This window comes from Gordonia alkaliphila, from assembly GCF_023017165.1.
Taxonomy (GTDB): Bacteria; Actinomycetota; Actinomycetes; order Mycobacteriales; family Mycobacteriaceae; genus Gordonia; species Gordonia alkaliphila.
Genome location: NZ_JALKBW010000001.1, coordinates 1,862,561 through 1,886,889, shown reverse-complemented (window position 1 = coordinate 1,886,889; position 24,329 = coordinate 1,862,561). Strand labels below are relative to the sequence as shown.

Annotated in this window: 25 protein-coding genes and 2 pseudogenes; 15 read left to right on the top strand and 12 right to left on the bottom strand. The window is 68.5% G+C overall.

Annotation, left to right across the window (positions count from 1 at the left end):
• Positions 1-80 precede the first annotated feature (80 nt).
• Entirely contained in the window at positions 81-1,211 is a 1,131-nt protein-coding gene (locus MUG78_RS08490; protein WP_246996929.1) for an NAD(P)H-dependent flavin oxidoreductase, read from the bottom strand.
• A 16-nt stretch (positions 1,212-1,227) separates the two neighbouring features.
• Entirely contained in the window at positions 1,228-2,865 is a 1,638-nt protein-coding gene (locus tag MUG78_RS08485; RefSeq protein WP_246993836.1) for an acyl-CoA synthetase, read from the bottom strand.
• 57 nt (positions 2,866-2,922) lie between these two features.
• Between MUG78_RS08485 and MUG78_RS08480 the strand changes: the two genes are divergently transcribed.
• Complete coding sequence (locus MUG78_RS08480) at positions 2,923-3,717, top strand: crotonase/enoyl-CoA hydratase family protein (RefSeq protein ID WP_246993834.1); 795 nt, start codon at positions 2,923-2,925, stop codon at positions 3,715-3,717.
• A 241-nt stretch (positions 3,718-3,958) separates the two neighbouring features.
• Here MUG78_RS08480 and MUG78_RS08475 read toward each other — a convergent pair whose 3' ends face one another.
• Positions 3,959-5,005 carry an LLM class F420-dependent oxidoreductase gene (locus MUG78_RS08475; RefSeq protein ID WP_246993832.1) on the bottom strand — a complete coding sequence of 349 codons (1,047 nt, stop codon included), beginning with the start codon at positions 5,003-5,005 and terminating at the stop codon, positions 3,959-3,961.
• 56 nt (positions 5,006-5,061) lie between these two features.
• Here MUG78_RS08475 and MUG78_RS08470 point away from each other — a divergent pair, with 56 nt between their 5' ends.
• The 5 genes and pseudogenes from MUG78_RS08470 to MUG78_RS18430 form a co-directional block, all read left to right on the top strand.
• Positions 5,062-6,090 (top strand): Zn-ribbon domain-containing OB-fold protein, encoded by a 1,029-nt coding sequence (locus MUG78_RS08470; RefSeq protein ID WP_246993830.1) that lies wholly within the window; start codon positions 5,062-5,064, stop codon positions 6,088-6,090.
• Positions 6,091-6,105: 15 nt separating this feature from the next.
• Positions 6,106-7,149, top strand: a complete 1,044-nt coding sequence (locus MUG78_RS08465; protein WP_246993828.1) for a thiolase family protein — start codon at positions 6,106-6,108, stop codon at positions 7,147-7,149.
• Positions 7,149-8,318, top strand: a complete 1,170-nt coding sequence (locus MUG78_RS08460; protein WP_246993826.1) for a thiolase family protein — start codon at positions 7,149-7,151, stop codon at positions 8,316-8,318. Before MUG78_RS08465 ends, MUG78_RS08460 begins: the two co-directional genes overlap by 1 nt.
• A 202-nt stretch (positions 8,319-8,520) precedes the next feature.
• Complete coding sequence (locus MUG78_RS08455) at positions 8,521-8,943, top strand: DoxX family protein (RefSeq protein ID WP_246993824.1); 423 nt, start codon at positions 8,521-8,523, stop codon at positions 8,941-8,943.
• Positions 8,904-9,080 (top strand): annotated as a pseudogene (locus MUG78_RS18430) (thiolase domain-containing protein); the annotation flags it as partial. The gene MUG78_RS08455 and the pseudogene MUG78_RS18430, both read left to right, overlap by 40 nt.
• A 90-nt stretch (positions 9,081-9,170) precedes the next feature.
• On the opposite strand, the gene MUG78_RS08450 reads toward MUG78_RS18430, so the two are convergent.
• The 4 genes from MUG78_RS08450 to MUG78_RS08435 form a co-directional block, all read right to left on the bottom strand.
• Positions 9,171-9,755 (bottom strand): type II toxin-antitoxin system VapC family toxin, encoded by a 585-nt coding sequence (locus MUG78_RS08450; RefSeq protein WP_246993822.1) that lies wholly within the window; start codon positions 9,753-9,755, stop codon positions 9,171-9,173.
• Between the two features lie 30 nt (positions 9,756-9,785).
• Positions 9,786-10,217 (bottom strand): helix-turn-helix domain-containing protein, encoded by a 432-nt coding sequence (locus MUG78_RS08445; protein WP_246993820.1) that lies wholly within the window; start codon positions 10,215-10,217, stop codon positions 9,786-9,788.
• A 159-nt stretch (positions 10,218-10,376) separates the two neighbouring features.
• Positions 10,377-10,838: a nuclear transport factor 2 family protein gene (locus MUG78_RS08440; RefSeq protein ID WP_246993818.1), complete on the bottom strand. Its 462-nt coding sequence runs from the start codon at positions 10,836-10,838 to the stop codon at positions 10,377-10,379.
• Positions 10,825-12,096 carry a cytochrome P450 gene (locus MUG78_RS08435; RefSeq protein ID WP_246996927.1) on the bottom strand — a complete coding sequence of 424 codons (1,272 nt, stop codon included), beginning with the start codon at positions 12,094-12,096 and terminating at the stop codon, positions 10,825-10,827. The genes MUG78_RS08440 and MUG78_RS08435 overlap by 14 nt, the downstream gene beginning before the upstream one ends.
• Positions 12,097-12,256: 160 nt before the next feature.
• Between MUG78_RS08435 and MUG78_RS08430 the strand changes: the two genes are divergently transcribed.
• The 3 genes from MUG78_RS08430 to MUG78_RS08420 are packed head-to-tail and all read left to right on the top strand — an operon-like array spanning position 12,257 to position 14,453.
• Positions 12,257-13,420: a steroid 3-ketoacyl-CoA thiolase gene (locus MUG78_RS08430; protein WP_246993816.1), complete on the top strand. Its 1,164-nt coding sequence runs from the start codon at positions 12,257-12,259 to the stop codon at positions 13,418-13,420.
• 5 nt (positions 13,421-13,425) lie between these two features.
• A complete protein-coding gene (locus tag MUG78_RS08425) occupies positions 13,426-13,908 on the top strand; it encodes a nitroreductase family deazaflavin-dependent oxidoreductase (RefSeq protein WP_246993814.1) in 483 nt (160 codons plus the stop codon).
• A 41-nt stretch (positions 13,909-13,949) separates the two neighbouring features.
• Positions 13,950-14,453 carry a group III truncated hemoglobin gene (locus MUG78_RS08420; RefSeq protein ID WP_246993812.1) on the top strand — a complete coding sequence of 168 codons (504 nt, stop codon included), beginning with the start codon at positions 13,950-13,952 and terminating at the stop codon, positions 14,451-14,453.
• A 33-nt stretch (positions 14,454-14,486) separates the two neighbouring features.
• Here MUG78_RS08420 and fadD8 read toward each other — a convergent pair whose 3' ends face one another.
• Entirely contained in the window at positions 14,487-16,082 is a 1,596-nt protein-coding gene (gene fadD8, locus MUG78_RS08415; RefSeq protein ID WP_246993810.1) for a fatty-acid--CoA ligase FadD8, read from the bottom strand.
• A gap of 101 nt (positions 16,083-16,183) precedes the next feature.
• Here fadD8 and MUG78_RS08410 point away from each other — a divergent pair, with 101 nt between their 5' ends.
• Positions 16,184-16,840, top strand: a complete 657-nt coding sequence (locus MUG78_RS08410) for a GNAT family N-acetyltransferase (RefSeq protein WP_246993808.1) — start codon at positions 16,184-16,186, stop codon at positions 16,838-16,840.
• A 66-nt stretch (positions 16,841-16,906) separates the two neighbouring features.
• Here the strand turns inward: MUG78_RS08410 and MUG78_RS08405 are convergent, their stop codons facing one another.
• The 3 genes and pseudogenes from MUG78_RS08405 to MUG78_RS08395 all read right to left on the bottom strand — a co-directional run bounded on the left by MUG78_RS08405 (position 16,907) and on the right by MUG78_RS08395 (position 18,959).
• Positions 16,907-17,272 (bottom strand): DUF8021 domain-containing protein, encoded by a 366-nt coding sequence (locus tag MUG78_RS08405; protein ID WP_246993806.1) that lies wholly within the window; start codon positions 17,270-17,272, stop codon positions 16,907-16,909.
• Positions 17,259-18,154: pseudogene (locus tag MUG78_RS08400) on the bottom strand (SDR family oxidoreductase). The gene MUG78_RS08405 and the pseudogene MUG78_RS08400 overlap by 14 nt, the downstream one beginning before the upstream one ends.
• 28 nt (positions 18,155-18,182) lie before the next feature.
• Positions 18,183-18,959 carry an SDR family oxidoreductase gene (locus tag MUG78_RS08395; protein ID WP_246993804.1) on the bottom strand — a complete coding sequence of 259 codons (777 nt, stop codon included), beginning with the start codon at positions 18,957-18,959 and terminating at the stop codon, positions 18,183-18,185.
• A 68-nt stretch (positions 18,960-19,027) separates the two neighbouring features.
• Between MUG78_RS08395 and MUG78_RS08390 the strand changes: the two genes are divergently transcribed.
• From MUG78_RS08390 to MUG78_RS08375, 4 genes are read left to right on the top strand one after another with little or no spacing between them, the layout of a single operon-like run.
• On the top strand, positions 19,028-19,789 hold the full coding sequence (locus MUG78_RS08390) for an enoyl-CoA hydratase family protein (protein ID WP_246993802.1): 762 nt from the start codon (positions 19,028-19,030) through the stop codon (positions 19,787-19,789).
• A gap of 2 nt (positions 19,790-19,791) precedes the next feature.
• Positions 19,792-20,685: a CoA transferase subunit A gene (locus tag MUG78_RS08385; protein ID WP_246993800.1), complete on the top strand. Its 894-nt coding sequence runs from the start codon at positions 19,792-19,794 to the stop codon at positions 20,683-20,685.
• The gene (locus tag MUG78_RS08380) at positions 20,682-21,443 is read left to right on the top strand and encodes a CoA-transferase subunit beta (protein ID WP_246993798.1); all 762 of its coding nucleotides are present in this window, start codon (positions 20,682-20,684) and stop codon (positions 21,441-21,443) included. The genes MUG78_RS08385 and MUG78_RS08380 overlap by 4 nt, the downstream gene beginning before the upstream one ends.
• A complete protein-coding gene (locus MUG78_RS08375; protein WP_246993796.1) occupies positions 21,440-22,525 on the top strand; it encodes an NAD(P)H-dependent flavin oxidoreductase in 1,086 nt (361 codons plus the stop codon). The genes MUG78_RS08380 and MUG78_RS08375 overlap by 4 nt, the downstream gene beginning before the upstream one ends.
• A gap of 76 nt (positions 22,526-22,601) precedes the next feature.
• Here the strand turns inward: MUG78_RS08375 and MUG78_RS08370 are convergent, their stop codons facing one another.
• On the bottom strand, positions 22,602-22,781 hold the full coding sequence (locus MUG78_RS08370; protein WP_246993794.1) for a hypothetical protein: 180 nt from the start codon (positions 22,779-22,781) through the stop codon (positions 22,602-22,604).
• Positions 22,782-22,791: 10 nt separating this feature from the next.
• On the opposite strand from MUG78_RS08370, the gene MUG78_RS08365 reads away from it, so the two are divergent.
• Positions 22,792-24,267, top strand: a complete 1,476-nt coding sequence (locus MUG78_RS08365) for a methyltransferase (RefSeq protein ID WP_246993792.1) — start codon at positions 22,792-22,794, stop codon at positions 24,265-24,267.
• Positions 24,268-24,329: the final 62 nt, after the last annotated feature.

The window sequence follows — 24,329 nt, the reverse complement described above, 5'->3', positions numbered from 1 at the left end:
AAGCATTCCGCTCCCGCGGGCCTTCTCCAGGCCCGCGGGAGCGGAATCGTCTCGCGGGAACGACGGTCCCGCCACCGGTGTCAGCCCAGCGACTTGTCCATCCGGGCCACGGCCTCGGTGTACTCGGCGACCATGTCGGCGATCATGTCCGCCACCGGCACGATGTCGTTGCAGCGGCCCACGATCTGACCGGCCGGCATGGCGACCACCTCGGGGTCGTCGCTCACCGAGATGCGCGCGTGCGCCTCGCCGACGAGCAGGTTCTGCAGCGGCATCGGCAGTGCGTCGGGCGCCCCCTCGGCCTCCCAGGCCTGCGTCCACTTGGTCTTGAGCAGACGCGCGGGCTTGCCCGAGTAGATCCGGCTGCGCACGGTGTCGCGCGAGGTGGCCTTCAGGAGCGCCTTCTGGACGGTCGACGGTCCGTCGCCGGATGCGCCCAGCTTGTACTCGGCGGCGGTGAGCCAGTAGGTGCCCATCCACACGCCCTGCGCGCCCAGCGCCAGCGCCGCGGCCATCTGGCGGCCGCTGCCCACGCCGCCGGCAGCGAGCACCGGGGCCGAGCCCACGGCGTCGACCACCTCGGGCCACAGCACCATCGAGGTGACCTCACCGGTGTGGCCGCCGCCCTCGTAGCCCTGAGCGATGACGATGTCGACGCCCGCGCTCACGTGGTTCAGCGCGTGGTGGGTGGAGCCGGCCAGCGCGGCGACGGCGACGCCGTTCTCATGCGAGAGCGCGATGACGTCGTCGGGCGGCGAGCCCAGCGCGTTGGCGATCAGCTTGATCTGGCCGTACTTGCGGGCGTGCTCCATGGAGACGTCGACGTGCGAGCGGGCCACCGAGTGCAGCCAGCCGAGGACGCCGGTGTTGATGCGGTCCTCGCCCTCCGGCAGCGGCGGGACGCCGAGGTCGTCGAGCGTGCGCTCCACGAAGGCCCGGTGCTCAGGCGGGATCATCGAGTCCAGGTCCACCTTGGAGCCCTCGGTGGGGATCTTGGCGGGCATCACGACGTCGACGCCGAAGGGCTTGCCGTCGGTGTTCTCGTGCATCCACTCGAGGACCTCGTCGAGCTCGCCCGGGTCGTTGAAGCGGACACAGCCGAGGACGCCCAGGCCGCCGGCGCGGCTGATGGCCGCGGCGACGTCCTGGCTCGGCGTGAAGCCGAAGATGGGGTAGTCGATGCCGAACTTCTCGGTGAGTGCGGTACGGATCTTGGGTGCGGTCATTTCACACTTTCGTTGCGGTATTGCCGGGGGTGGAGCTGTCATCGGGGTCGCGGGAGGCGGCGATCTCCGCCGCCCAGCGATAGTCGGGTTTGCCTGCGGGAGAGCGCTTCACGACCTCGACGAACCAGACGCTGCGCGGGCACTTGTAGCCGGCGAGCTCGGTGCGAACGGTCGCGTTCAGGTCGTTCAGGGACGGGCGGGCGCCGTCGCGGGTGGCGATCACGGCGGCCACGCGCTGGCCGAAGCGGTCGTCGGGCACGCCGACCACCACGGTGTCGAGCACGGCGGGATGGCCCTTGAGCGCGGCCTCGACTTCCTCCGGGAAGACCTTCTCGCCGCCGGTGTTGATCGAGCCCGAGCCGCGGCCCAGCATGGTGATGGTGCCGTCGGCTTCGAGGACGGCGTGGTCGCCGGGCAGCGAGTACCGCACGCCGTCGTAGACCACGAAGGTCTTCGCGGACTTGACCGGATCGCCGTGGTAGCGCAGCGGGATGTGGCCGGAGCGGGCCAGCACGCCGACTTCCCCGCTGCCGGGGGTCACCGGGGTGCCGTCCTCGCGGAGGACGTGGGTCTCCGGGTCGGCCTTGACCGTCGGCGCGCCGACGCGGCTCTTGCCCTTGACCGCCATGCCCATGCCGCCGAAACCGGTCTCCGAGGAGCCGATGGCGTCGACGATCACCGCGTTCGGGAAGCGTTCGAGGTAGCGGTCCTTGACCGCGGGTGAGAAGAGCGCGGCCGACGAGGCCACCGAGACCACGGTGGAGGTGTCGTAGTCGCGCTCGTCCAGGGCGTCGATCATCGGGCGAGCCATGGCGTCGCCGGTGATGAAGACGACGTTGACCCCGTGGTCGGCGACGGCCTGCCAGATGGCGTGCGGCTCGAACTCCGGGTAGACCACCGCTTTGCCGCCGGCGAACAGCGACTGGAAGATGGCCCACTGGCTGCCGCCGTGGATGAACGGCGGTATCGCGAACCGCACCAGCTGCCCGGAGTCGGCGCCGGTGCGCGCGTGCTCCCACTCGTCCTCGATGGGGCGGCCGCTGTACCAGTCGATGCCGCCGCCGAGGACGCGCCAGACGTCCTCCTGCCGCCAGACGACGCCCTTGGGCTTACCCGTGGTGCCGCCGGTGTAGAGCATGTACAGGTCGTCGTTGGTGCGCTCTTCGAAATCCCGGTCCGTGCGGCCGCGCGCGAGAACGTCCTCGTAGCGGTGTCCGTCGTCGTCGATCGCCGGGGTCTCGTCGTCGATCACGATGCGCGCGGTGATCGCGGTGGGCGTTTTCGATAACACGTTCAGCACGCGGTCGGTGTACTGCTGCTCGTGGATGAGCACCTTCATCCCGGAGTCGGTGAACAGGTGCTCCAGCTCGTGCTCCACGTACCGGTAGTTGACGTTCGCCATCACCGCGCGGGCCTTGAAGATGGCCAGCATCGCCTCGACGGCTTCGATGGTGTTTCTGCTGTACAGGCCCACCGCATCGCCGGGCTGGACCCCCAGCTCACGCAGGGTGTGCGCCAGCGCGTTACTGCGCTCCTCCAACTCCGCGTAGGTGCGCTTGCGGTCGCCCGATTCCAGCGCGATGCGCTCGGGCATCAGGTCGACGGCGTGCTCGAAGAGGTCCCCAATGGTGTAGGCCATGCACTAAAACTAGAACGTGTTACTGTGCGCGGCAAGTGATTGACCAAGGAGGTCTCCATGTCCGATACTGCCCCCGAGTGCCTCGTCGAGAAGCGCGGGCACGTTCTCATCATCACGATGAACCGCCCCGAGGCGCGCAACGCGCTCTCCAGCGAGATGATGCGCATCATGGAAGCGGCCTGGGACCAGGTCGACGCCGATCCCGACATCCGCGTCGCGATCCTGACCGGAGCCGGCGGCTACTTCTGCGCCGGCGCCGACCTCAAGGCGATGAACCGTTCCGCGCCCGGCGACTCGTTCGCCAAGGGCGGCTGGGATCTGACCAAGCTCCCCGCTCTCCTCAAGGGACGACGTCTCACCAAGCCGCTGATCGCCGCGGTGGAGGGCCCGGCCATCGCCGGCGGCACCGAGATCCTGCAGGGCACCGACATCCGCGTCGCCGCCGAGAGCGCCAAGTTCGGTGTCTCCGAAGCCAAGTGGGGCCTGTTCCCGCTGGGCGGCAGCGCCGTGCGCCTGGTTCGCCAGATTCCGTACACCATCGCCTGCGACATCCTGCTGACCGGCCGGCACATCACCGCCGCCGAGGCCAAGGAGTACGGCCTGGTCGGTTACGTCGTACCCGACGGCACCGCGCTGGACAAGGCCCTGGAGATCGCCGACCAGATCGCCGCCAACGGCCCCCTCGCCGTGCAGGCCATCCTCAAGACCATCCGCGACAGCGAAGGCCTGCACGAGGAAGAGGCCTTCAAGATCGACGCCGAGCTGGGCGCGAAGGTCTTCCAGTCGGCCGACGCCAAGATCGGCCCCCGCTCCTTCGCCAACAAGGAGAAGCCGGTCTTCACGGGCCAGTAGTCGCCCGCCCTGCCGGCTGAGCTGGTTCTCGCCGGCTGAGCTTGACCCCGCCGGCGGAGCTTGCGGTCCCTGAGCTTGTCGAAGGGTCGAAGCCCCGCCGATCTCGGCTCGCTCAGTCGTTCTCCGTTCGCCCCGCCGGTCTAGACCGACGGGGCGAACGCATTTCGACAGCTCGAGCCCTCCGCGCTCCTCTCATGGCAAGACGAGAAGACCCTTCGACGAGGTCAGGGAGCGGGCGAGGTCAGACGCCGTCGACCAGGGTGCCCAGCGCCTCGATGGTCGGCACGTCGCGGGCGGTGACCATCAGGGTGGTGACGCCGGAGGCCTCCCAGTCGCCGATCTGCGAGCGCACTTCGTCGGCGGTGCCGAGCAGCATGGTCTCGCGGACCATCTCGTCGGGCACCGCGGCGACGGCCTCGGCCTTACGGCCGGCTTGGAACAGACGGCCGATGTCAGCGACGGCCTCGCCGTAGCCCATCCGCGTGTACAGCTCGGCGTGGAAGTTCCGTTCCTTGGCGCCCATGCCGCCGACGTACAGGGCGGTCGACGGCCGGTAGCGATCCAGTGCGGCGGCGACGTCGTCGGTGATGACGCACTGCACGGTGGCGGCCACCTCGAAGTCCTCGCGGGAACGACGCGCACCGGGGCGCGCGAAGCCTTCGTCGAGCCACTCGTTGTACTGCCCGGCCATGCGCGGGGAGAAGAAGATGGCGAGCCAGCCGTCGGCGATCTCCGCGGTCTGCGCCACATTCTTCGGCCCCTCCGCGCCGAGCCAGATCGGGATGTCCGCGCGCAGCGGGTGGGTGATCGGCTTTAGCGGCTTGCCCAGTCCGGCGGAGCCGGCGGCGTCGGCGGGCAGCGGCAGCGGGTAGTGCGGTCCGGCGCTGGTCACCGGTGCCTCACGGGCCAGGACGTCGCGCACGATCCGCACGTACTCGCGCGTGCGGGCCAGCGGCTTCTCGAAGGGCTGGCCGTACCAGCCCTCCACCACCTGCGGACCGGAGACGCCGAGCCCGATGATGTGCCGACCGCCGGAGAGATGGTCCAGGGTCAGCGCGGCCATCGCCAACGAGGTCGGCGGTCGCGCGGACAGCTGTGCCACCGCGGTGCCGAGGCGCACCCGCGAGGTGGCGGCTCCCCACCACGCCAGCGGGGTGTACGCGTCCGAGCCCCACGACTCCGCGGTGAACACCGAATCGAAGCCGACGTCCTCGGCCGCGCGGATCAGCGCGGCGGCCTCCGTCATCGGGCCCGCGCCCCAATAGCCCAGTTGCAGACCAAGTTTCATTCTCATCCTCCGGTGATGTGCTTGCACGCCATACTAGAACCTGTTCTAATTCGAAAGTGACCACCAGCGCATCGACACCACACGTGCCATCGAGCCCGCAAGTCGAGGTCCCCCTTCCCACCACGAAGATCCTCGAATCCGAGCTCGCCATCTCCTTCGACTACACCCGCTCCCTCGGACCGGTGCTCTCGCCGTTCGCCCTCGCCCTGCGCGACGGCCGCATCCTCGGCGGACGCACCTCCGACGGCCGCACCCTGGTCCCGCCGGTCGAGTTCGACCCGGCCACCGGCCAGCCCACCACTGAACTGGTCGAGGTGGGCAACAGCGGCACCGTCGTCAGCTGGTCCTGGCAGCCGGAACCGATTGTCGGACAGGCGCTTTCGAAGCCGTTCGCCTTCGCTCTGATCAAGCTCGACGGCGCCGACGGCGCTCTCCTGCACGTGGTCGACGTCGACGGTCCCGAGCAGATGTCCACCGGCATGCGCGTGCACGCCACGTGGCGGCCGGTCCGCACCGGCCGTATCGACGACATCGCCGCCTTCGTGCCCGGGGACGCACCGTCGGACGCGGTCAACAGCCCCGACGCCGAATCGATCGCCGACGCCGACGGCAACGTCGTCATCACCACCCCGATCGCGCTGTCGGTGATGCACGCTGCCACCGAGGTGGAGTCCTGGTATCTCGAGGGCCTCAAGAGCGGCAAGCTGCTCGGCGGCCGCGTCGCGACCGGCGAGGTGTACTTCCCGCCGCGCGTGGCCAGCCCGGCCGACGGCTCGCACACCACCGGACAGGTGGAGCTCGCCGACACCGGCACCATCACCACCTTCTGCATCGTCAACGTCCCGTTCCTGGGCCAGCAGATCAAGCCGCCGTACGTGGCCGCCTACGTGCTGCTCGACGGCGCCGACATCCCGTTCCTGCACCTGATCCTGGACACCCCCGCCGAAGACGTCCGCATGGGCATGCGCGTCAAGGCCGTGTGGCGTCCGGAGTCCGAGTGGGACCACACCCTGCGCAATGTCAGTCACTTCGCACCGAGCGGCGAGCCTGACGCGCCGTTCGAGTCGTACCGGAACCACCTGTAGAGGAGGCGTACCCATATGAGTCAGTCAGAACTGCCGAAGATCGCCATCGTGGGGTTTGCGCACAGCCGCAAGGTGCCCTCCACCACCGGCACCACCAACGGTGTCGAAATGCTGATGCCCTGCTTCAACCACCTCTACTCCGAGCTCGGCCTCACCCGGTCGGACATCGACTTCTGGTGCAGCGGATCGTCGGATTACCTTGCGGGACGGGCGTTCTCGTTCATCTCCGCGATCGACGCCATCGGCGCCGTGCCGCCGATCAACGAGTCGCATGTCGAGATGGACGGCGCCTGGGCGCTGTACGAGGCGTGGATCAAGATCCTGACCGGCGAGGTCGACATCGCCTTGGCCTACGGCTTCGGCAAGGCCTCCGCGGGCAACTCGGACAAGACCCTCGCGCTGCAGACCGACCCGTACACGGTCGCTCCCCTGCTGCCCGACGCCCGGTCGATGGCCGGCCTGCAGGCACGCGCCGGGCTGGACGCCGGCACCTGGACCGAGCGGGACATGGCCGAGGTGGCCGCCCGCACCCACGGCGGCGACGTCGAGGAACTGCTGGCCACCGCCTACGTGGCCGATCCGCTGCGCGCGCACGACATCGCGCCGTACGCGGATGCCGCCGCCGCGGTCATCATCGCCACCGAGGAGAAGGCCCGCGAACTGGTCGCCAACCCGGCGTTCATCACCGGCTGGGATCACCGGATCGACAGCCCCACCTTCGGCGCCCGCGACCTGACCGTGTCGCCGTCGACGGCTCTGGCCGGCGACAACGCCTTCGGCGATCGCAGCCGCGCGGTGGACGTCGCCGAGATCGACGCCGCCTACACCCACCAGGAGCTGATCGTGCGCAACGCGCTGCGACTCCCGGACTCGGTGCGCATCAACCCCTCGGGCGGAGCCCTCACCGGCAACTCGCTCTTCTCCAACGGCCTGCAGCGGATCGGCTATGCCGCGCAGGCCATCCTCACCGGTGAGGCGCAGACCGCGCTGGCGCACGCCAGCAGCGGGCCGATGCTTCAGCAGAACATGGTCGTGACACTCGCAGGAGGCGAGAACTGATGGGACGCAATCGTTCTGCGGTGCTGGGCACCGGGCAGACCAAGTACGTGGCCAAGCGCACCGACGTCACCATGGCGGGCATGATCCGCGAGGCGATCGACCGCGCGCTGGTCGACGCGCAGGTGACGATGGACGAGATCGACGCCATCGTCATCGGCAAGGCGCCGGACCTCTTCGAAGGCTCGATGATGCCGGAGCTGGCGATGGCCGAAGCCATCGGCGCCGTGGGCAAGCAGATGATCCGCGTGCACACCGCGGGTTCGGTCGGCGGTTCCACCGCCATCGTCGGCTCGTCGATGGTCTCCTCCGGCGTGCACCGCCGCGTGCTGGCCGTGTCGTGGGAGAAGCAGTCCGAATCCAACGCGATGTGGGCGCTCTCCATCGCCGTGCCGTTCACCATGCCGGTCGGCGCGGGCGCGGGCGGCTTCTTCGCCCCGCACGTGCGCGCCTACATCAACAACTCGGGCGCACCCGGGCACATCGGCGCGATGGTGGCCGCCAAGGACCGCCGCAACGGCGCCAAGAACCCTCTCGCCCACCTGCACCAGCCCGACCTCACCGTCGACAAGGTGATGGCTTCGCAGATGCTGTGGGATCCGATCCGCTACGACGAGACCTGCCCGTCGTCCGACGGCGCCTGCGCCGTGGTGATCGGCGACGAAGCCGCCGCCGACGCCGCGATCGCCGACGGCCGGTCGGTCGCGTGGGTCCATGCCACCGCCATGCGCACCGAGCCGCTGAGCTACAGCCACCGCAACGTGGTGAGCCCGCAGGCCGGTCGGGATGCGGCTGCCGCGCTGTGGCGCGACGCCGGGATCACCAACCCGCTCGAAGAGATCGACGCGGCCGAGATCTACGTGCCGTTCTCCTGGTTCGAGCCGATGTGGCTGGAGAACCTCGGCTTCATGCCAGAGAACGAGGGTTGGAAGCTCACCGAGGCCGGCGAGACCGAGATCGGCGGCAAGCTGCCGGTCAACGCCTCCGGCGGCGTGCTCAGCTCCAACCCGATCGGCGCCTCCGGCATGATCCGGTGCGCCGAGGCCGCCATCCAGGTGATGGGTAAGGCCGGCGACCACCAGGTCGAAGGCGCCCGCAAGGCCTTCGGCCACGCCTACGGCGGCGGCTCGCAGTACTTCTCCATGTGGGTGGTCGGGGCCGACAAGCCGTAACCCTCCCGAGCTCCCAGCGGGCTCAGCGCGGAACAACCAGCGAGGCGGCATCCACTCCGATGCCGTCTCGCTGCTTTGGTGAATCCCCCTCGGCCGCAGCCGAAGTCGAATCCGGCCGACAGATTCTCAGCCCCCGCTCAACATACGGACCTCGGTCCGGTTTATGCTTGTGACTCCATTCCCACAATCAAGGAGTTCGCCCGTGCCGACATCAGCGCAGACACAGTCCATCGCCACCACGATCGCGCGCATCATCCTGGGCGTCATCTTCTTCGCCCACGGCTGGCAGAAGTTCTTCCAGACCGGCATCGGCAATGTCGCCACCGGCTTCGAAGCCATGGGCGTCCCGGCACCCACCTTCTCCGCCTGGTTCGCCGGCATCGTCGAGCTGGTGGGCGGCGCGGCGCTGATCATCGGCCTGGCCGTCCCGGTGGCGGCGATCCTGCTGATCATCGACATGGCCGGCGCCATCATCACCACCCACCTGGACCAGGGCTTCTGGAACGGCGACGGCGGCTACGAATTCAACCTGGCCCTCATCGCCGGCCTGATCGCCGTCGGCTTCGTCGCCCAGGGCCCGCTGTCGGTCGACGGCAACGTGCTCGGCAAGCGCACCGGCAGCTAGACACGCCAACGCGAAAGGCCCCCGTCCAACTTGCGGCCGAGATCTCCGTGCCGTTCTCCTGGTTCGAGCCGATGTGGCTGGAGAACCTCGGCTTCATGCCGGAGAACGAGGACTGGAAGCTCACCGAAGCCGGCGAGGCGGCATCCACTCCGATGCCGCCTCGCTCCGTTCGTAGCCCGAGAATCGATATGCGGCCGGACAAGTCCTACCGCATAGTCACGGACACCCTAGATTTCCTGCAGGTGCCATCGAAGTCGCTCAGCAAACCCCGGACAGTTCGATCTCTCGAGCACATCCACGAGATTGACGCCTCCACAGGGATACCTTGAGGACCAATAGTCGAGTTGCGACTTCGCGACGTTGCGAACGCATTGCGGACCGCTACCGTCCACCAGCATGAAGAATTCGTCGGGGTGATAGATCTCGTACGGCAGGCTGTCGCGCTGGTCCTGTGTCAACGTCGTGAAACCTTTGTCGGCAGTGAGGACGATATCCACTCCGGCCGAGACCGCTGCCGCATGCACGTGCTCGTCGTTGGGATCCTTGCCGAGGTACCGCGCGTCATCGGCCGACTCGAAATTCTCGACGCGATAGTCGAGATTCTCGCTGATCACATCGTGCACCCGACGCGTCAAATGCCCTGGTGCGGATGGCTTTTCACGCCGCAGAGTGTAAACCACCTCGGCAATCACGTCCTCCGTGGCACACAGTGCGAACATGCCCTCAGCTTCCCCACGAAGAAGGAACAACCAATCCCGCAGCGTCCTTGACCGGAGAACGTTCGCATCGACGAAGACCTGAGTGGCACTCACAAGCCGCACACTACCCAGCGCTGCAGAAAATCAGAACGATTCCAGCTCTTCGTCGAGTGCCCGCAAGTCCGCAAACGCCTTGCGTCGCCGTTCTCGCCGAATTCTTTTGAGCTCTAAAACATCCTCGAGACGCACACGGTGGTGGGTGCCGACCTTGTGTGACGCCAACTCGCCACGCTGGATCATCTTCATGACCGCCGGCCGAGAGACTCCGAGCTGGTCTGCCGCCACAGTCGTCGTCAGTTCCTCCGGCAGACGTTCGACGGAGATCTTGGCGCCGTCAGCCACTGCCTCGACCACCGAGACGATCACCGCCACCAGCTCCTTAGGCACGGCGATCATGCGCTGCTCACCGTCGGAGACAGCGAGTGAAGAGAGATCCTCGCCGACCTCAGCCAGCAAGCGTTGCGCGTACTCCTGCTCGCGACCTTCCACCAGGACACTCCGAGTCTTCACAGCCATCTCATTCACCTTCCAGATCGGCTACACCTGCAACCGTAACCAGTTGCGCTTGTGAACGCAACTCGAATTCGCTCGGCCCAACTCGATCCAACCCAGCCCCAAAACGTTCAAGCCCCCGCCAGCGAGGCGAGGGCTTGAACGTAATTCGACGATGCCAGACTAGGCCGGGCGCAGCGACTCCATGGTCTTCTGCACTTCCCAGAAGGCCCGCAGGGCCGCCAGGTTGCCGTCAGCGTCCGCCTTGTAGGTGAAGACGCCTTCGGCCTCGGTGATGTGGCCGGCGATGTGGGTGACGATCTTGCCGATGTAGGCGACCTCGTCGCCGCAGATGATCTCCTTGTCGAAGACGAAGTCGATCTTCTCGGTGGTACCGATGGTCTTGTCCCAGAACTCGGAGAGCGCCTGGGCGCCACGGTGACCGACGCCGGCCTCGTCGAACATCGACGGTCCGACGGGATCTTCGACGATCCCGTCGGCCGCGAAGTTCGCCAGCCATGCGTCCTTGTCACGCGCGGCCACGGCCTCGCGGGAGCGACGGCCGGCCACGACGGCCGGGTTGTTCTCCCGATCGATGTTCAGGTAGGGCGGCAGCTGCGCCGCCACACCGTCACTTGACGCCATAGTCGACCTGGAGTTCCTTGATGCCGTTGATCCAGCCGTGGCGCAGACGACGCGGCTGCTCGAGCTTGGTGATGTCGGGCACCAGATCGGCCAGCGCGTTGAACATCAGGCTGATCTCCATGCGGGCCAGGTTGGCGCCCACGCAGAAGTGGGTGCCGTTGCCGCCGAAGCCCAGGTGCGGGTTGGGGTCGCGCATGATGTTGAAGGTGTACGGATCGTCGAAGACGTCTTCGTCGAAGTTGGCCGAGCCGTAGAACAGGCCGACGCGCTGGCCCTTCTTGATCAGCTGACCGTCGATCTCGACGTCGTTCTTGGCGGTGCGCTGGAAGACGTTCACCGGGGTGGCCCAGCGGACGATCTCGTCGATCGCGGTGGCCGGGCGCTCCTTCTTGAACAGCTCCCACTGATCGGGGTTGTCCAGGAAGGCGTTCATGCCGTGCGTGATCGCGTTACGCGTGGTCTCGTTGCCGGCCACGGTCAGCAGGATGAAGAAGAAGCCGAACTCGGCCTCGTCCAACGCGTGACCGTCGACGTCGGCGTTGACCAGGGTGGTCACGATGTCGTCGGCCGGGCACTTGCGACGCGCTTCGGCCATGTTGTAGCCGTAGCCGAGGATCTCCGCCGACGCGGTCATCGGGTCGGTGGTGAACTCCGGGTCGTCGGCGTTCATCATCGAGTTGGACCAGTCGAACAGCTTGACGCGGTCGGCCTCGGGCACACCGAGCAGGTCGGCGATGGCTTCGAGCGGCAGGTCGACGGCGACCTGGTGCACGAAGTCACCCTTGCCGGACTCGGCGGCGGCCTTCACGATGCGGCGCGCCGAAGCGTCGAGCTTCTCCTCCAGCGCACCGACGGCCTTCGGGGTGAAGGCACGCGAAACGATCTTGCGCTTCTGGGTGTGCTCCGGCGGATCCTGGTTGATCAGGATCGCCTTGGTGACGTCGATCTGGTCCTGGGACATGTCGTCCTCGAAGCGGATGATCGCGCCGTTCTCGGCGGTCGACCAGTCGGCCGCGTTCTTCGAGATGTCGCGAATGTCCTTGTGTCGCGAGATCACCCAGTAGCCGCCGTCATGGAAGCCGCCACCCTTGCCGGGCGCCTGCTCGTTCCACCAGACCGGCGCGGTCTTACGCAGCTCGGCGAACTCCGCGATCGGAATGCCCTGTTCGAGCAGGTCCGGATTGGTGAAGTCCCAACCTTCCTGCTCCATGAACGGGCACTTTCCCTGCGAATCGGACGCCGCGGCACCATTCATCATCTGGGTCACGCCTCCACCTCTATCCACATCCGGCAGTTCTCCGAATGAGAACTGGTTACAGTTTTGGTACTGACGACTGTGCCACACTGCTTGAAAGGTGACAAGAACCTGTTCTAGTTTTGTGGATATTCTCAGTTTCCACCCTTCAGGAAGGCACATCATGGGCGACCCGGTAATCGTCGAAGCGGCACGGACCCCGATCGGCAAGCGCAACGGCTGGCTCTCCGGCCTGCATGCCGCGGAGATCCTCGGCGCAGCTCAGACCGGTGTGATCGAACGCGCTGGCATCGATCCGCTCCTGGTGGAGCAGGTGATCGGCGGCGCCGTGATGCAGGTCGGCGAACAGGGCAACAACGTCACCCGCACCGCATGGCTGCACGCCGGCCTGCCCTGGCAGACCGGTGCCACCACCGTCGACTGCCAGTGCGGCTCGGCCCAGCAGGCCACCCACCTGATCGCCGGCCTGATCTCCACCGGCGCCATCGACGTCGGCATGAGCTGCGGCGTCGAGTGCATGTCGCACGTGCCCCTCGGCGCCAACGTCGGTACCCACGCGGGCCCGCGTCGCCCGGAGTCGTGGAGCATCGACATGCCCGACCAGTTCGCCGCCGCCGAGCGCATCGCGGAACGACGGGGCATCACCCGCGCCGAGGTCGACGCCCTGGGCGTGCGCAGCCAGCAGAACGCCAAGCGCGCCTGGGAGGAGGGTCGGTTCGACCGCGAGGTGCTGACCATGACCGCACCCGAGCGCACCCGCGAGGGCGAGCTCACCGGCGAGACGCTCACCGTGAACCGCGACCAGGGCCTGCGCGAGACCACCCTGGAGACCCTCAGCGCGCTCAAGTCGGTCGTCGAAGGCGGCATCCACACCGCCGGCACGTCGTCGCAGATCTCCGACGGCGCCGCCGCCGTGCTGATCATGGATTCCGACCGCGCCCGCGAGCTGGGGCTCACCCCGCGCGCACGTATCAAGTCGCAGGCCCTCGTCGGCGCCGAGCCGTACTACCACCTCGACGGCCCGGTGCAGGCCACCGAGCGCGTGCTCGCCAAGTCCGGCATGAGCATGTCCGACATCGACCTCGTCGAGATCAACGAGGCCTTCGCCGCGGTGGTCCTGTCGTGGGCGCGCGTGCACAACCCGGACATGGACAAGGTGAACGTCAACGGCGGCGCGATCGCCCTCGGCCACCCGGTCGGCAGCACCGGCGCCCGCTTGATCACCACCGCTCTGCACGAGCTCGAGCGCAGCGATCAGCAGACCGCGCTGGTCACCATGTGTGCCGGCGGCGCCCTGTCGACCGCCACGATTCTGGAGCGCATCTAACCGCCATGGACCCGCAGAACCGACCCGCCCAACTGGACTCCCCGATCGTCGCGACCCTCATCAAGGTCGGCTCCCGCCTGAACACCGGCATGTACCGGCTGTCCGGCGGACGACTCGGCAACCGGTGGCGGGTCGGTGCGGGCCTGCGCAAACCCGCGCCGGTCTGCCTGCTGACCACCACGGGCCGCAAGAGCGGACAGCCGCGGACCGCGCCGCTGATCTACCTGCGCGAGGGCGACGCCTTCGTCGTCGTCGCGTCGCAGGGCGGACTGGCGAACCACCCGGCCTGGTATCTGAACCTCGTCGCGAACCCGGACGTGGAGATCCAGCTCGGCCGCGACAAGTATCCCCTCCGTGCCCGCACCGCCACCGGCGCGGAGCGAGAAGCGTTGTGGGCCAAGCTCGTCGACGTCTACGCCGACTACGACACCTATGACGCATGGACCGAGCGAGACATCCCGGTGGTGGTCTGCGAACCACGGCCTTAACGCCCATGCCTCGGCCCGACGCGCACGCGTAGGGTCGAGGCATGAGCAGGTCCGACCCCCGCGACCTCGCCGACCGCGCCGAGGTCGTCGAGCTGCTCGGCGATTTCTATCTCCGGGCCTTCGCCGACGACTTGCTCGGCCCGGTTTTCGTCGACATCGCGCAGATGGACCTGTCCAAGCATCTGCCCGCCATCACCGATTTCTGGTGCAAGGCGATCCTCAAAGAGGGCGAGTACCGCAACAACGTCTTCGAGCCGCACCGCGAGCTGCACCAGCTCGCGCACTTGGAGCCTCGTCATTTCGAACGCTGGCTGACGTTGTGGCACACCACGATCGACGATCGGCACGCCGGCCCCAAGGCTGATCTCGCCAAACTCCAGGGCGCCCGCATCGCCTACTCGATGTGCCGGATGCTGACCGGTGAACTCGCCACGCCCATCGCCGACTGGCTCGAGGCCACCGGCCATCAGCTCGGCGTACACAGCCCGCACCGCCAGGCGGTGCGGACCGGGCCGCCCCGGCGCACCGCACGCCCCAGAAGCTGACGTGCGGCGCCGCGAGTCAGGCGAACTCGTAGGTCAGGCGAACTGTGCCCGCAACGCCTTCTTGTCCGGCTTGCCCAGCCCGGTCAGCGGCAGCGCGTCGATGTAGACGACGGTCTTGGGCGACTGCACGGCGCCCTTGCGGTCCTTGACCGCCGACTGGATCGCCGCGGTCACCGCGGCGCGACCGGCGTCGTCGGCCTCCTCGCGGAGCACCACCACCGCGGTCACCGCCTCGCCCCACTTCTCGTCGGGCACACCGATCACGCCGACCTGCGCGACGGCCGGATGCTCGGCGATCACGTCTTCCACTTCGCGCGGGAAGACGTTGAAGCCGCCGGTGACGATCATGTCCTTGGTGCGGTCGACGATGTACCAGAAGCCGTCGGCATCTTCGCGCGCGACGTCGCCGGTGCGCAGCCAGCCGTCGCGGAAGGCCTCGGCGGTCTGCTCCGGCAGCCCCAGGTAGCCGCCGGCCAGCAGCGGACCGGACACGCAGATCTCGCCCGGCTCGCCCTGCGGGACCCGATTGCCCTCGTCGTCGAGCAGCGCGGTGCGCAGGAACGCCGACGGCCGACCGCAGCTGGCCAGACGTTCCGGGGTGTGCTCGTCCTTGCGGAGGTAGCTGATCACCATGGGTGCCTCGGACTGTCCGAAGTACTGCGCGAAGATCGGCCCGAAGCGTTCGATGGCCTCGCCCAGCCGCACCGGGTTGATCGCGGAGGCGCCGTAGTAGACGGTCTGCAGCGAGCTCAGGTCGCGGGTCTTCGAGTCCGGGTGGTCCATCAGCGCGTAGAGCATGGACGGCACCAGCATGGTGGCGGTGATCTTCTCCCGCTCGATGGTCGCCAGCACCTCGGCCGGATCGAACTTGCTCAGCACCACCATGCTGCCGCCCTTCATCAGGGTCGGCACGAAGAAGGCGGCGCCCGCGTGCGAGAGCGGCGTGCACATCAGGAAACGGGGGCGGTCGGGCCACTCCCACTCGGCGAGCTGGATCGACGTCATGGTGGCCATCGCCTGCGCGGTGCCGATAACGCCCTTGGGCTTGCCGGTGGTGCCGCCGGTGTAGGTGATGGAGACGACGTGCTCGGGGTCGAGGATCTTGGCGGTCAGCGGCTGCGCCGCGTACTTGTCCGCCTCGGCGATGATGTCGACGCCGACCTCGGCCAGTTCCGCCGGCACCGGGCCGAGCGTCAGGATCCGCTCCAGGCCGGGCACCTTCTCCAGCAGGCCGACGGCCCGCTCCACGAAGCTGGGCACCGGGTCGATCACCAGCGTGGCGACCCCGGCGTCGTTGAGCACGTACGCGTGGTCGTCGAGCGAGCCGAGCGGGTGCAGCGCGGTACGTCGCCAGCCCTGCGTCTGCCCGGCACCGATGACCAGCAGCACCTCGGGGCGGTTCAACGCGAGCAGCCCCACCGCGGTGCCGGTGCCGGCACCGACCGATTCGAAGGCCTGCACATACCGGCTGATCGCGTCGGCCATCTCGCGACCGGTGAGATCTTGGTCACCGATGCTCAGCACCTGCGCATCCGCATGTCGCTTCAGCGCCGACACCATCAGGTCGCCCAGGTGCACGCCCGTTCGCAGGTACTCGTCAGTCAACTCGTGAGTCACATTCTCAGCCATGCATTCACACTAGAACGTGTTTCAGTTTGACGATAGGGCGGTACGTAAACATCTCGCTACAAGCCCACCGCGCCAGCCGATTTCGGCCTACGATCGAAAGCATGATTGATGTGGACAAGGCGACCGCCCGACGTGAAATGACCGAAGCTCTGCTCACCGCACTGGAGCGTCGACACGAGGTTCTCGACGTCGTGGTCGATTCCGACGACCGCGCCGCCGCCGTGTCCGCGATCGCCGAACTCCTCGGCACCTCGCCGCTCGGCGTCGAAGCCGTGCTGAACATGAGCTTCCACCAGCTCACGAAGGATCAGCGCCGTAAGAACCAGGCCGAGCTCGACGATCTCAACGCCGCGATCACCTTCACCGCCGCCGACCGTCCGGCCGCCGCCGGCGAAACCCTGGATCTCCGCCCGTTCTCCGCCGACGCCGACGAGGACATCCTGTCCGAGCGGACCGAGGAGTTGGGCCTGGCAGCCGACGGCTCCGGTGCCCCCTCCGGCGCACTGTCCGACGAGATCGCCAAGGGCGTGGCGCGCGTGGACAACGAGGACGCCGTCTGGCTCGTGGCCCTCGAAGGCGACGCCAAGGTCGGCCTGGTATTCGGCGAACTGTCCGACGGCGAGGTGGACGTCCGCATCTGGATCCGTCCGGGCCAGCGCAAGCACGGCTTCGGCACCGCAGCGCTCCGCAAGTCGCGCTCGGAGATGGCGATGTACTTCCCGGGCGTCCCCATGGTGGTGCGCGCCCCCGGCGCCTGAGCCCACGAACAACGACAGCGGCGCCGGAACCCCGATCGGGGTTCCGGCGCCGCTGTCGTCGGTCGCTCAGCCGCGAACGGGCGCGGAGAAGGTGGCGATGATCTTCGTGATGCGCCCGACCTCGTCGAAGTCGAAGCTCTCGGTGACCCGCGAGGACAACCGCAGGAACTTCGGCTGCACGTGCACCAGGTAACTGGTGTCGACTCGATCGCCGTCGACGGTCGCGGAGAAGTCGCTGACCTGATGGATGAGCCGGAACTGCGGCCCGAACGTCAGACTGCGGGCGATGTGCCCGCCGCTGCGTCCGGTCTTGATCCCCAGTTCGGTGCGCGTGCAGTCCGGGTGCAGTCGCACGTGGGTCGCATCGTGGCTCACCAGCGCATCGACGTACGCCTTGGCCGCGGCGACCTTGTCGTCGTCAGCGAGCGCCATAGGGCTTGACCTGTGTCGGGGACTTCTCGATCAGGTCGGCGACCGCCGCACCGAGCTCGTCCTGCTCCCAGCGGGCACCCTTGTCGATCGACGCGGCGCGCTGCCAGCCGTCGAGCACCGTGATGACGCCGCCCTCCACCTCGAACAGTCGGCCGGTCACGTCGGCGGAGCCGGGCGAGCCCAGCCAGACCACCAGCGGGGAGATGTTGGCCGGGTCCATGGAGTCGAACGAGCCGTCGGCGGGCGCGGCCATCTGCGCGGCCATCGCGTCGCCGGCGCCCATCGTCATCTGCGTGCGCGCGGCCGGGGCGATGCCGTTGACCGTCACGCCGTAGCCGCCGAGTTCGGCGGCGGCCTGAATGGTCAGCTCGGCGATGGCGGCCTTGGCGGCCGCGTAGTTGCCCTGCCCCACCGAGCCGAAGATGCCCGCACCGGACGAGGTGTTGATGACCCGAGCCTGGCGCGCGTTGCCCGCCTTGGCCTCGCTCCGCCAGTACGCACCGGCGTGCCGCAGCAGGACGAAGTGCCCCTTGAGGTGCACCGCACCACCGAATCCCACTCGTCCTCGGACAGCGAGATCAGCATGCGGTCGCGGACGAAGCCGGCGTTGTTCACCAGCACGTCGAGGCCGCCGAACTCGGCGATCGCCGTGGCGACGATGCGCTCGCCGTCGGCCCAGTCGGCCACGTCGCCGGGCGCGGCCACCGCGCGGCCGCCTGCGGCCACGATCTCCGCGGCCACCGCGGTCGCGGCGTCGGCGGCGTAGTCGTTGACCACCACGGCCGCGCCGTCGGCGGCGAAGGCGAGCGCATGCTCGCGTCCGATGCCCTGGCCGGCGCCGGTGACGATGACGACCCGACCTTCATTTCCCTTGTTACTCAAAGTTTTCCACTCTCTCTTACGGAACTTGTCAGACGTCGTTGCCGGCGTTCGCGGCATCCAGGAAGGCGGGCTTCTCGCCGCCGCCGTGCACGGTCAGCGTGGAGCCGGTGATGAACTCCGCCATCGGCGAGAGCAGGAAGGCCACCGCGTTGCCGATGTCGACCGGCTGCGCCAGGCGGCCCATCGGAATGGTGCGGCCGACGGCGGCGATGCCGTCGTCGTCGCCGTAGTGCAGGTGGGACGCCTCGGTCTGCACCGGACCGGCCACCACCGAGTTGATGCGGACGGCGGGCGCCCACTCGACGGCGAGCGAGGTGGTCAGGTTGTCGAGCCCGGCCTTGGCCGCACCGTAGGCGGCGGTGCCCGGCGACGGCCGGTGGCCGCTGACGCTGGACACGTTGACGATCGCGCCGCCGCCGTCCTGGTTCACCATCACCGCGTGCGCAGCGCGGGCCACGGTCATCGGCGCGAGCAGATTGAGCCCGATGATCTTGGCGGTGTAGTTGTCCGAGGCGTCGGCCGCCATCGCGAACGGCGAGCCGCCCGCGTTGTTCACCACGCCGTCGAGCCGCCCGTGACGGTCCACGATCTCGGCGATCATCGCGGCGACGGCGTCGGGATCGCGCACATCGCACGACAGGAACTCGAAGTCGACGTCGCCCGGGCGGCGCGCACACACCACGGGATGGGCGCCGAGGTCGGCCAGCACCTGCGCGATGCCCGCACCCACTCCGCGCACACCACCCGTGACCAGGACGGTCTTACCAGCGAGGCCGAGTCCGGCCTCGTGCACAGCTTCAGTCATGGTGCTACTCTACCAAACAACCAAGCATTTGCTTGGTGCCGTAATGGAGCCCCGGAAGGAGCCCAGGAGTGCCGATCAGCACCGCCCGTCCCGAGGACGGCATCGTCGTCGTCAATGTCGACTATCCCCCGGTCAACGCCCTGCCCAGCGCCGCCTGGTTCGAGCTGGCCGAGACGATCCTCGCCGCCGGAGCAGACCCGACCACCCACGTCGTGATCCTCACGGCGTCCGGCCGCGGCTTCAACGCCGGCGTCGACATCAAGGAGATGCAGGCGACCGAGGGCTTCGACGCCCTCGTCGGCGCCAACCTGGGCTGCGCCGCAGCCTTCTCCGCCGTGTACGACTGCGCCGTCCCGGTGATCTCCGCCGTGCAGGGCTTCTGCGTGGGCGGCGGCATCGGCCTGGTGGGCAACTCCGACGTGATCGTCGCCGCCGAAGGCGCCGTCTTCGGTCTGCCCGAGGTGGACCGCGGCGCGCTCGGCGCAGCCACGCACCTCGCCCGCCTGGTGCCCACGCACATGATGCGGACGCTGTACTTCACCGCGCAGAACATCAGCGCCGAGCAGCTCGAGCACTTCGGCTCGGTGTACCGCGTGGTGCCCGCCGAGCAGCTGCTCGAGACCGCCCTCGAGGTGGCGCGCAAGATCGCCGTCAAGGACACCCGGGTGATCCGCGCGGCCAAGGCCGCCATCAACAACATCGATCCGGTCGATGTGAAGAAGAGCTACCTGCTGGAGCAGCGGTACACCTACGAACTGAACCTGGCCGGAGTGGCCGACGAGCACCGTGACGCATACGTCGAAACGGGCAAGCCGAAGGGAGAGCGCTGACCATGGCGCGGGATAAGACGAGTTCGCTCGATGAGGTCATCGGCGATCTGGAAGACGGAATGACCATCGGCCTGGGCGGCTGGGGCGGTCGGCGCAAGCCGATGGCGCTGGTCCGCGCCCTGGCCCGGTCCGACCTCAAGGATCTGACCGTGGTGGCCTACGGCGGCGCCGACATCGGCCTGCTGTGCGCGGCCGACAAGGTCAAGCGTGCCTACTACGGCTTCGTGTCCCTGGACTCGGCGCCGTTCTACGACCCGTGGTTCGCCAAGGCCCGCACCACCGGCGCCATCGAATCGCGCGAGATGGACGAGGGCATGATCAAGTGCGGCCTGGAGGCCGCCGCTTCGCGCGTGCCGTTCCTGCCGATCCGCGCCGGCCTCGGCTCGGACGTGTCGGCCTTCTGGGAGGGCGAGCTCAAGACCATCGAGTCGCCGTACCCGGACGCCGACGGCCGCACCCAGACGCTGATCGCCATGCCGGCGCTCAAGCTGGACGCCGCGTTCGTGCACCTGGACATCGCCGACGTTCACGGCAACGCCGCCTACACCGGCATCGACCCGTACTTCGACGACCTGTACCTGGCCGCCGCCGAGCGCCGCTACGTCGAGGTGGACCAGCTGGTCAGCACCGCCGAACTGGTCGACGCCGTGCCGCGCGAGCGCCTGATCGTCAACCGGATGAACGTCGACCGCGTGGTGCACGCCCCCAACGGTGCGCACTTCACCTTCGCCGGCGGCTACGACCGCGACGAGGCCTTCCAGAAGTTCTACGTCGCCTCCGCCGGCGACCCGGAGACCTGGGCCGCCTTCCAGCAGCGGTTCCTCGACGTCGACGAGGCCACCTACCAGAACGAAGTGACCGCGTGGCACGCGGAACAGCAGGAGGAAGCTCGATGAGCGAGAACACCACCGACGCCACCCTGGCCGAGTACTGCGTCACCGCGTGCGCGGACATCTTCACCGGCGCGGGCGAGATCATGGCCTCCCCGATGGCCACCATGCCGCTGCTGGGCGCCCGCCTGGCCCGGCTGACCAATGAGCAGGACCTGCTGATCACCGACGGCAACGCGCTGATCCTGGCCGACACCCCGGCCATCGGCAAGGTGGGCCCGGTCGAAGGCTGGATGCCGTTCCGCAAGGTGTTCGACGTGGTGGCCTCCGGCCGTCGCCACGTGGTGATGGGCGCCAACCAGATCGACCGCTACGGCAACCAGAACCTCTCGGCGTTCGGTCCGCTGCAGCAGCCGACCCGCCAGATGTTCGGTCTGCGCGGCGCGCCCGGCAACACCATCAACCACGCGACCAGCTACTGGGTGCCCAAGCACAGCACGCGCGTGTTCACCGAGACCGTCGACATCGTCTGCGGCGTCGGCTTCGACAAGGTGGATCCGGCGAACCCGGCCTACGACGACCTGAACATCCATCGCGTCGTCACCAATCTGGGCGTCTTCGACTTCGGCGGCCCCGACCACACCATGCGGGCGCTGTCCCTGCACCCGGGCGTCACGCCTGCGCAGGTCGCCGAGAACACCGGCTTCCCGGTCGCCGATCTCGACACCGCCCCGGTCACCGCGGCCCCGACCGCCGAGCAGCTCAAGCTGATCCGCGAGGATCTGGATCCGCGGTCGTTCCGCGACCGTGAGGTCCGCGCATGAGAGCAGCCGCCCTCTCCACCCGCTTCACCGAGATGGTCGGGGTGGAGTACCCGATCGTCCAGACCGGCATGGGCTGGGTCTCCGGTCCGTCGCTGACCGCGGCCACCGCGAACGCGGGCGGCCTGGGCATCCTCGCCTCGGCGACGATGACCTACGCCGAGCTCGAGGGAGCGATCCGCAAGACCAAGTCGCTCACCAACCGACCGTTCGGCGTGAATCTGCGCGCCGACGCGACCGACGCGCCCGAGCGGGTGGATCTGATGATCCGCGAGGGCGTGAAGGTGGCCTCGTTCGCGCTGGCCCCGAAGCCGGAGCTGATCGCCAAGCTCAAGGACGCGGGCTCAGTGGTGGTGCCGTCGATCGGTGCGGCCAAGCACGCGGTGAAGGTGGCCTCGTGGGGCGCCGACGCCGTGATCGTGCAGGGCGGCGAAGGCGGCGGGCACACCGGCCCGGTGGCCACCTCGCTGCTGCTGCCGTCGGTGATCGACGCCCTCGGCGGGCAGAACGGCCCCACGTCGATCCCGGTGATCGCCGCGGGCGGTTTCTTCGACGGCCGCGGCCTGGTGGCCGCGCTGGCCTACGGTGCCGACGGCATCGCGATGGGCACCCGGTTTCTGCTGACCTCGGATTCGGCTGTGCCGGAGAGCGTCAAGCAGGAGTACCTCAAGCGGGGTCTGCAAGACACCGTGGTCTCGGTGAAGGTCGACGGCATGCCGCACCGCGTGCTGCGCACCGAACTGGTGGCGGCGCTCGAAAGCGGTTCGCGCGCCAAGGCTCTCATCGCCGCCGCGCGCAATGCCAACGAGTTCAAGCAGCTCACCGGCATGCGCTGGACCACCATGCTCCGCGACGGTCGCACCATGAAGAGCTCGGGTGACCGCACCTGGCAGCAGATCATCATGGCAGGCAACACCCCGATGCTGCTGAAGGCCGGACTGGTCGACGGCAACACCGAGGCCGGCGTCCTGGCGTCCGGTCAGGTGGTCGGCATGATCGACGATCTGCCCAGCTGCGACGAGCTGATCCAGTCGGTGATGACGCAGGCGCACGACCGCCTCGGCATGCTGTCCCGACTGGCCTGATCACACCGCGCCACGCGAAAACGACTGCCCCCGTTCCGGTTTCCCGGAACGGGGGCAGTCGCGTTGCGTCGGTCGACTATTCGGAGTCGCGCACGCCCGGGCTGTCGCGGACCCGCCCGCCAGCGCAGAAGGTGTTGACGATCGCCCACGACCGTTCGTTCTCGACGAGCTGCTTCTTGTTCAGCTGCTTGCCGATCTCGACCACCACTTCCTTCTGCTCGCTGGGAGTCAGTCCCTTGTAAGTGTCGCAGCTCATCGTCATCGCCTTGTCGGCCACTCCGCTCGCCGTCGACGGAGCCGATTCCGACGATGTCCGCGACGACGCGGTGGAGCTCTTCGCCGCCGAACTCTGCTCGGCCGACGTCTTCGCGGTCGAAGTCTTGGGAGCCGCGCTCGTGGCGGCCGCCGACGTCGTCGCACCCGCGGCGTCCGGGACACCGGGTTCGCGCTCGGCGGAGCCGTCGACGGAGCAGCCGACCAGCAGCGTCGCCGCGCTCACCACCGCAGCACTCCACACCATCGGGGTCCGTCGTCGCATGCCTTCGCCTTCCCCGCCCGAACCGCTCGAGCACCCTCGGATTCTACCGACGCGGTCGGCGCCGAACGCCCCTGGCTCGGTAGGCTCCGCATCGTGGAATCCCCGCGCAACCGCCCACCCCAGACGCCCCGCCACCGATGCCGATGCCGCCGACCGCCTGCTCCTCGACGAGGCCGCCGCCGTCATCGCGGCCACGCCCGCCGGGCGTCTCGTGGTGATCGACGACGTCGCGGGCGCCCTCACGCTGGGCGCCGCCGAGCGCGGGGCGCAGCAGATTCGCGTCCACCAGGACCTGATCACCGGTGAACGCGCGCTGGCCGCGGCCGCCGAGGCACGCGGCCTGACGGACCGCTACACGTCGCTGCCGCTGGGCCCGGAACTGTTCGCCGGGGCCACCACGGTGCTGTTGCGACTGCCACGGTCGGTGGATCGGCTCGCCGAGGTCGCGGGCCTGATCGCCGCCTTCGCCGACCCGAGCGTCACGGTGATCGCCGGTGGCCGGATCAAGCACATGTCGGTGTCGATGAACGACGTCCTGCGCACCGTCTTCGACCGGGTCGACGTCAGTCACGCCCGGCAGAAGTCACGCGTGCTCACCGCGACCGGCGCCCGACCGGAGGCGGCACGCGCCGTGCTCGGCGCCTGGCCTCGCACCGCCGATCATCCCGACATCGGCCTGCGGGTGGCCGCCTACGGCGGCGTCTTCGCCGGCACCAAGGTCGACATCGGCACGCGGTTCCTGCTCCAGAATCTGGCGCGACTGCCCAAGACCGCCACCGCGGTGGACCTCGGCTGCGGCACCGGTCTCATCGCCGCCGCCCTCGCCACGGCGAACCCGGACCTCCGTGTCCTGGCCGTCGACCGTTCCGCGGCGGCCGTCGACTCCGCCACCTGGACCGCGGCCGCCAATCAGCTGAGCGACCGCGTCGAGGTGGTCCGCGCCGACGGCCTGGAGACCGTCGCCGACGGCACCGCCGAACTGGTGCTGCTCAATCCGCCGTTCCACAACGACGCGGCGGTGTCGACGGCCATCGCCCGGCACCTGTTCGCCGAGGCCGCGCGGGCCCTGGCCCCGGGCGGCGAACTGTGGTGCGTGTGGAACTCGCACCTGCAGTACCGCCCGTCCCTGGAGAAGATGATCGGCTCCACCCGGCAGGTCGCCCGGAACGGCAAGTTCACCGTCACGTCGTCCCGCCGCCGCTGACCCGCCGGTTTCGGCTCCCCCTGCCGATTTCGGCCGGCCCCGTCGTTCTAGAACGACGGGCC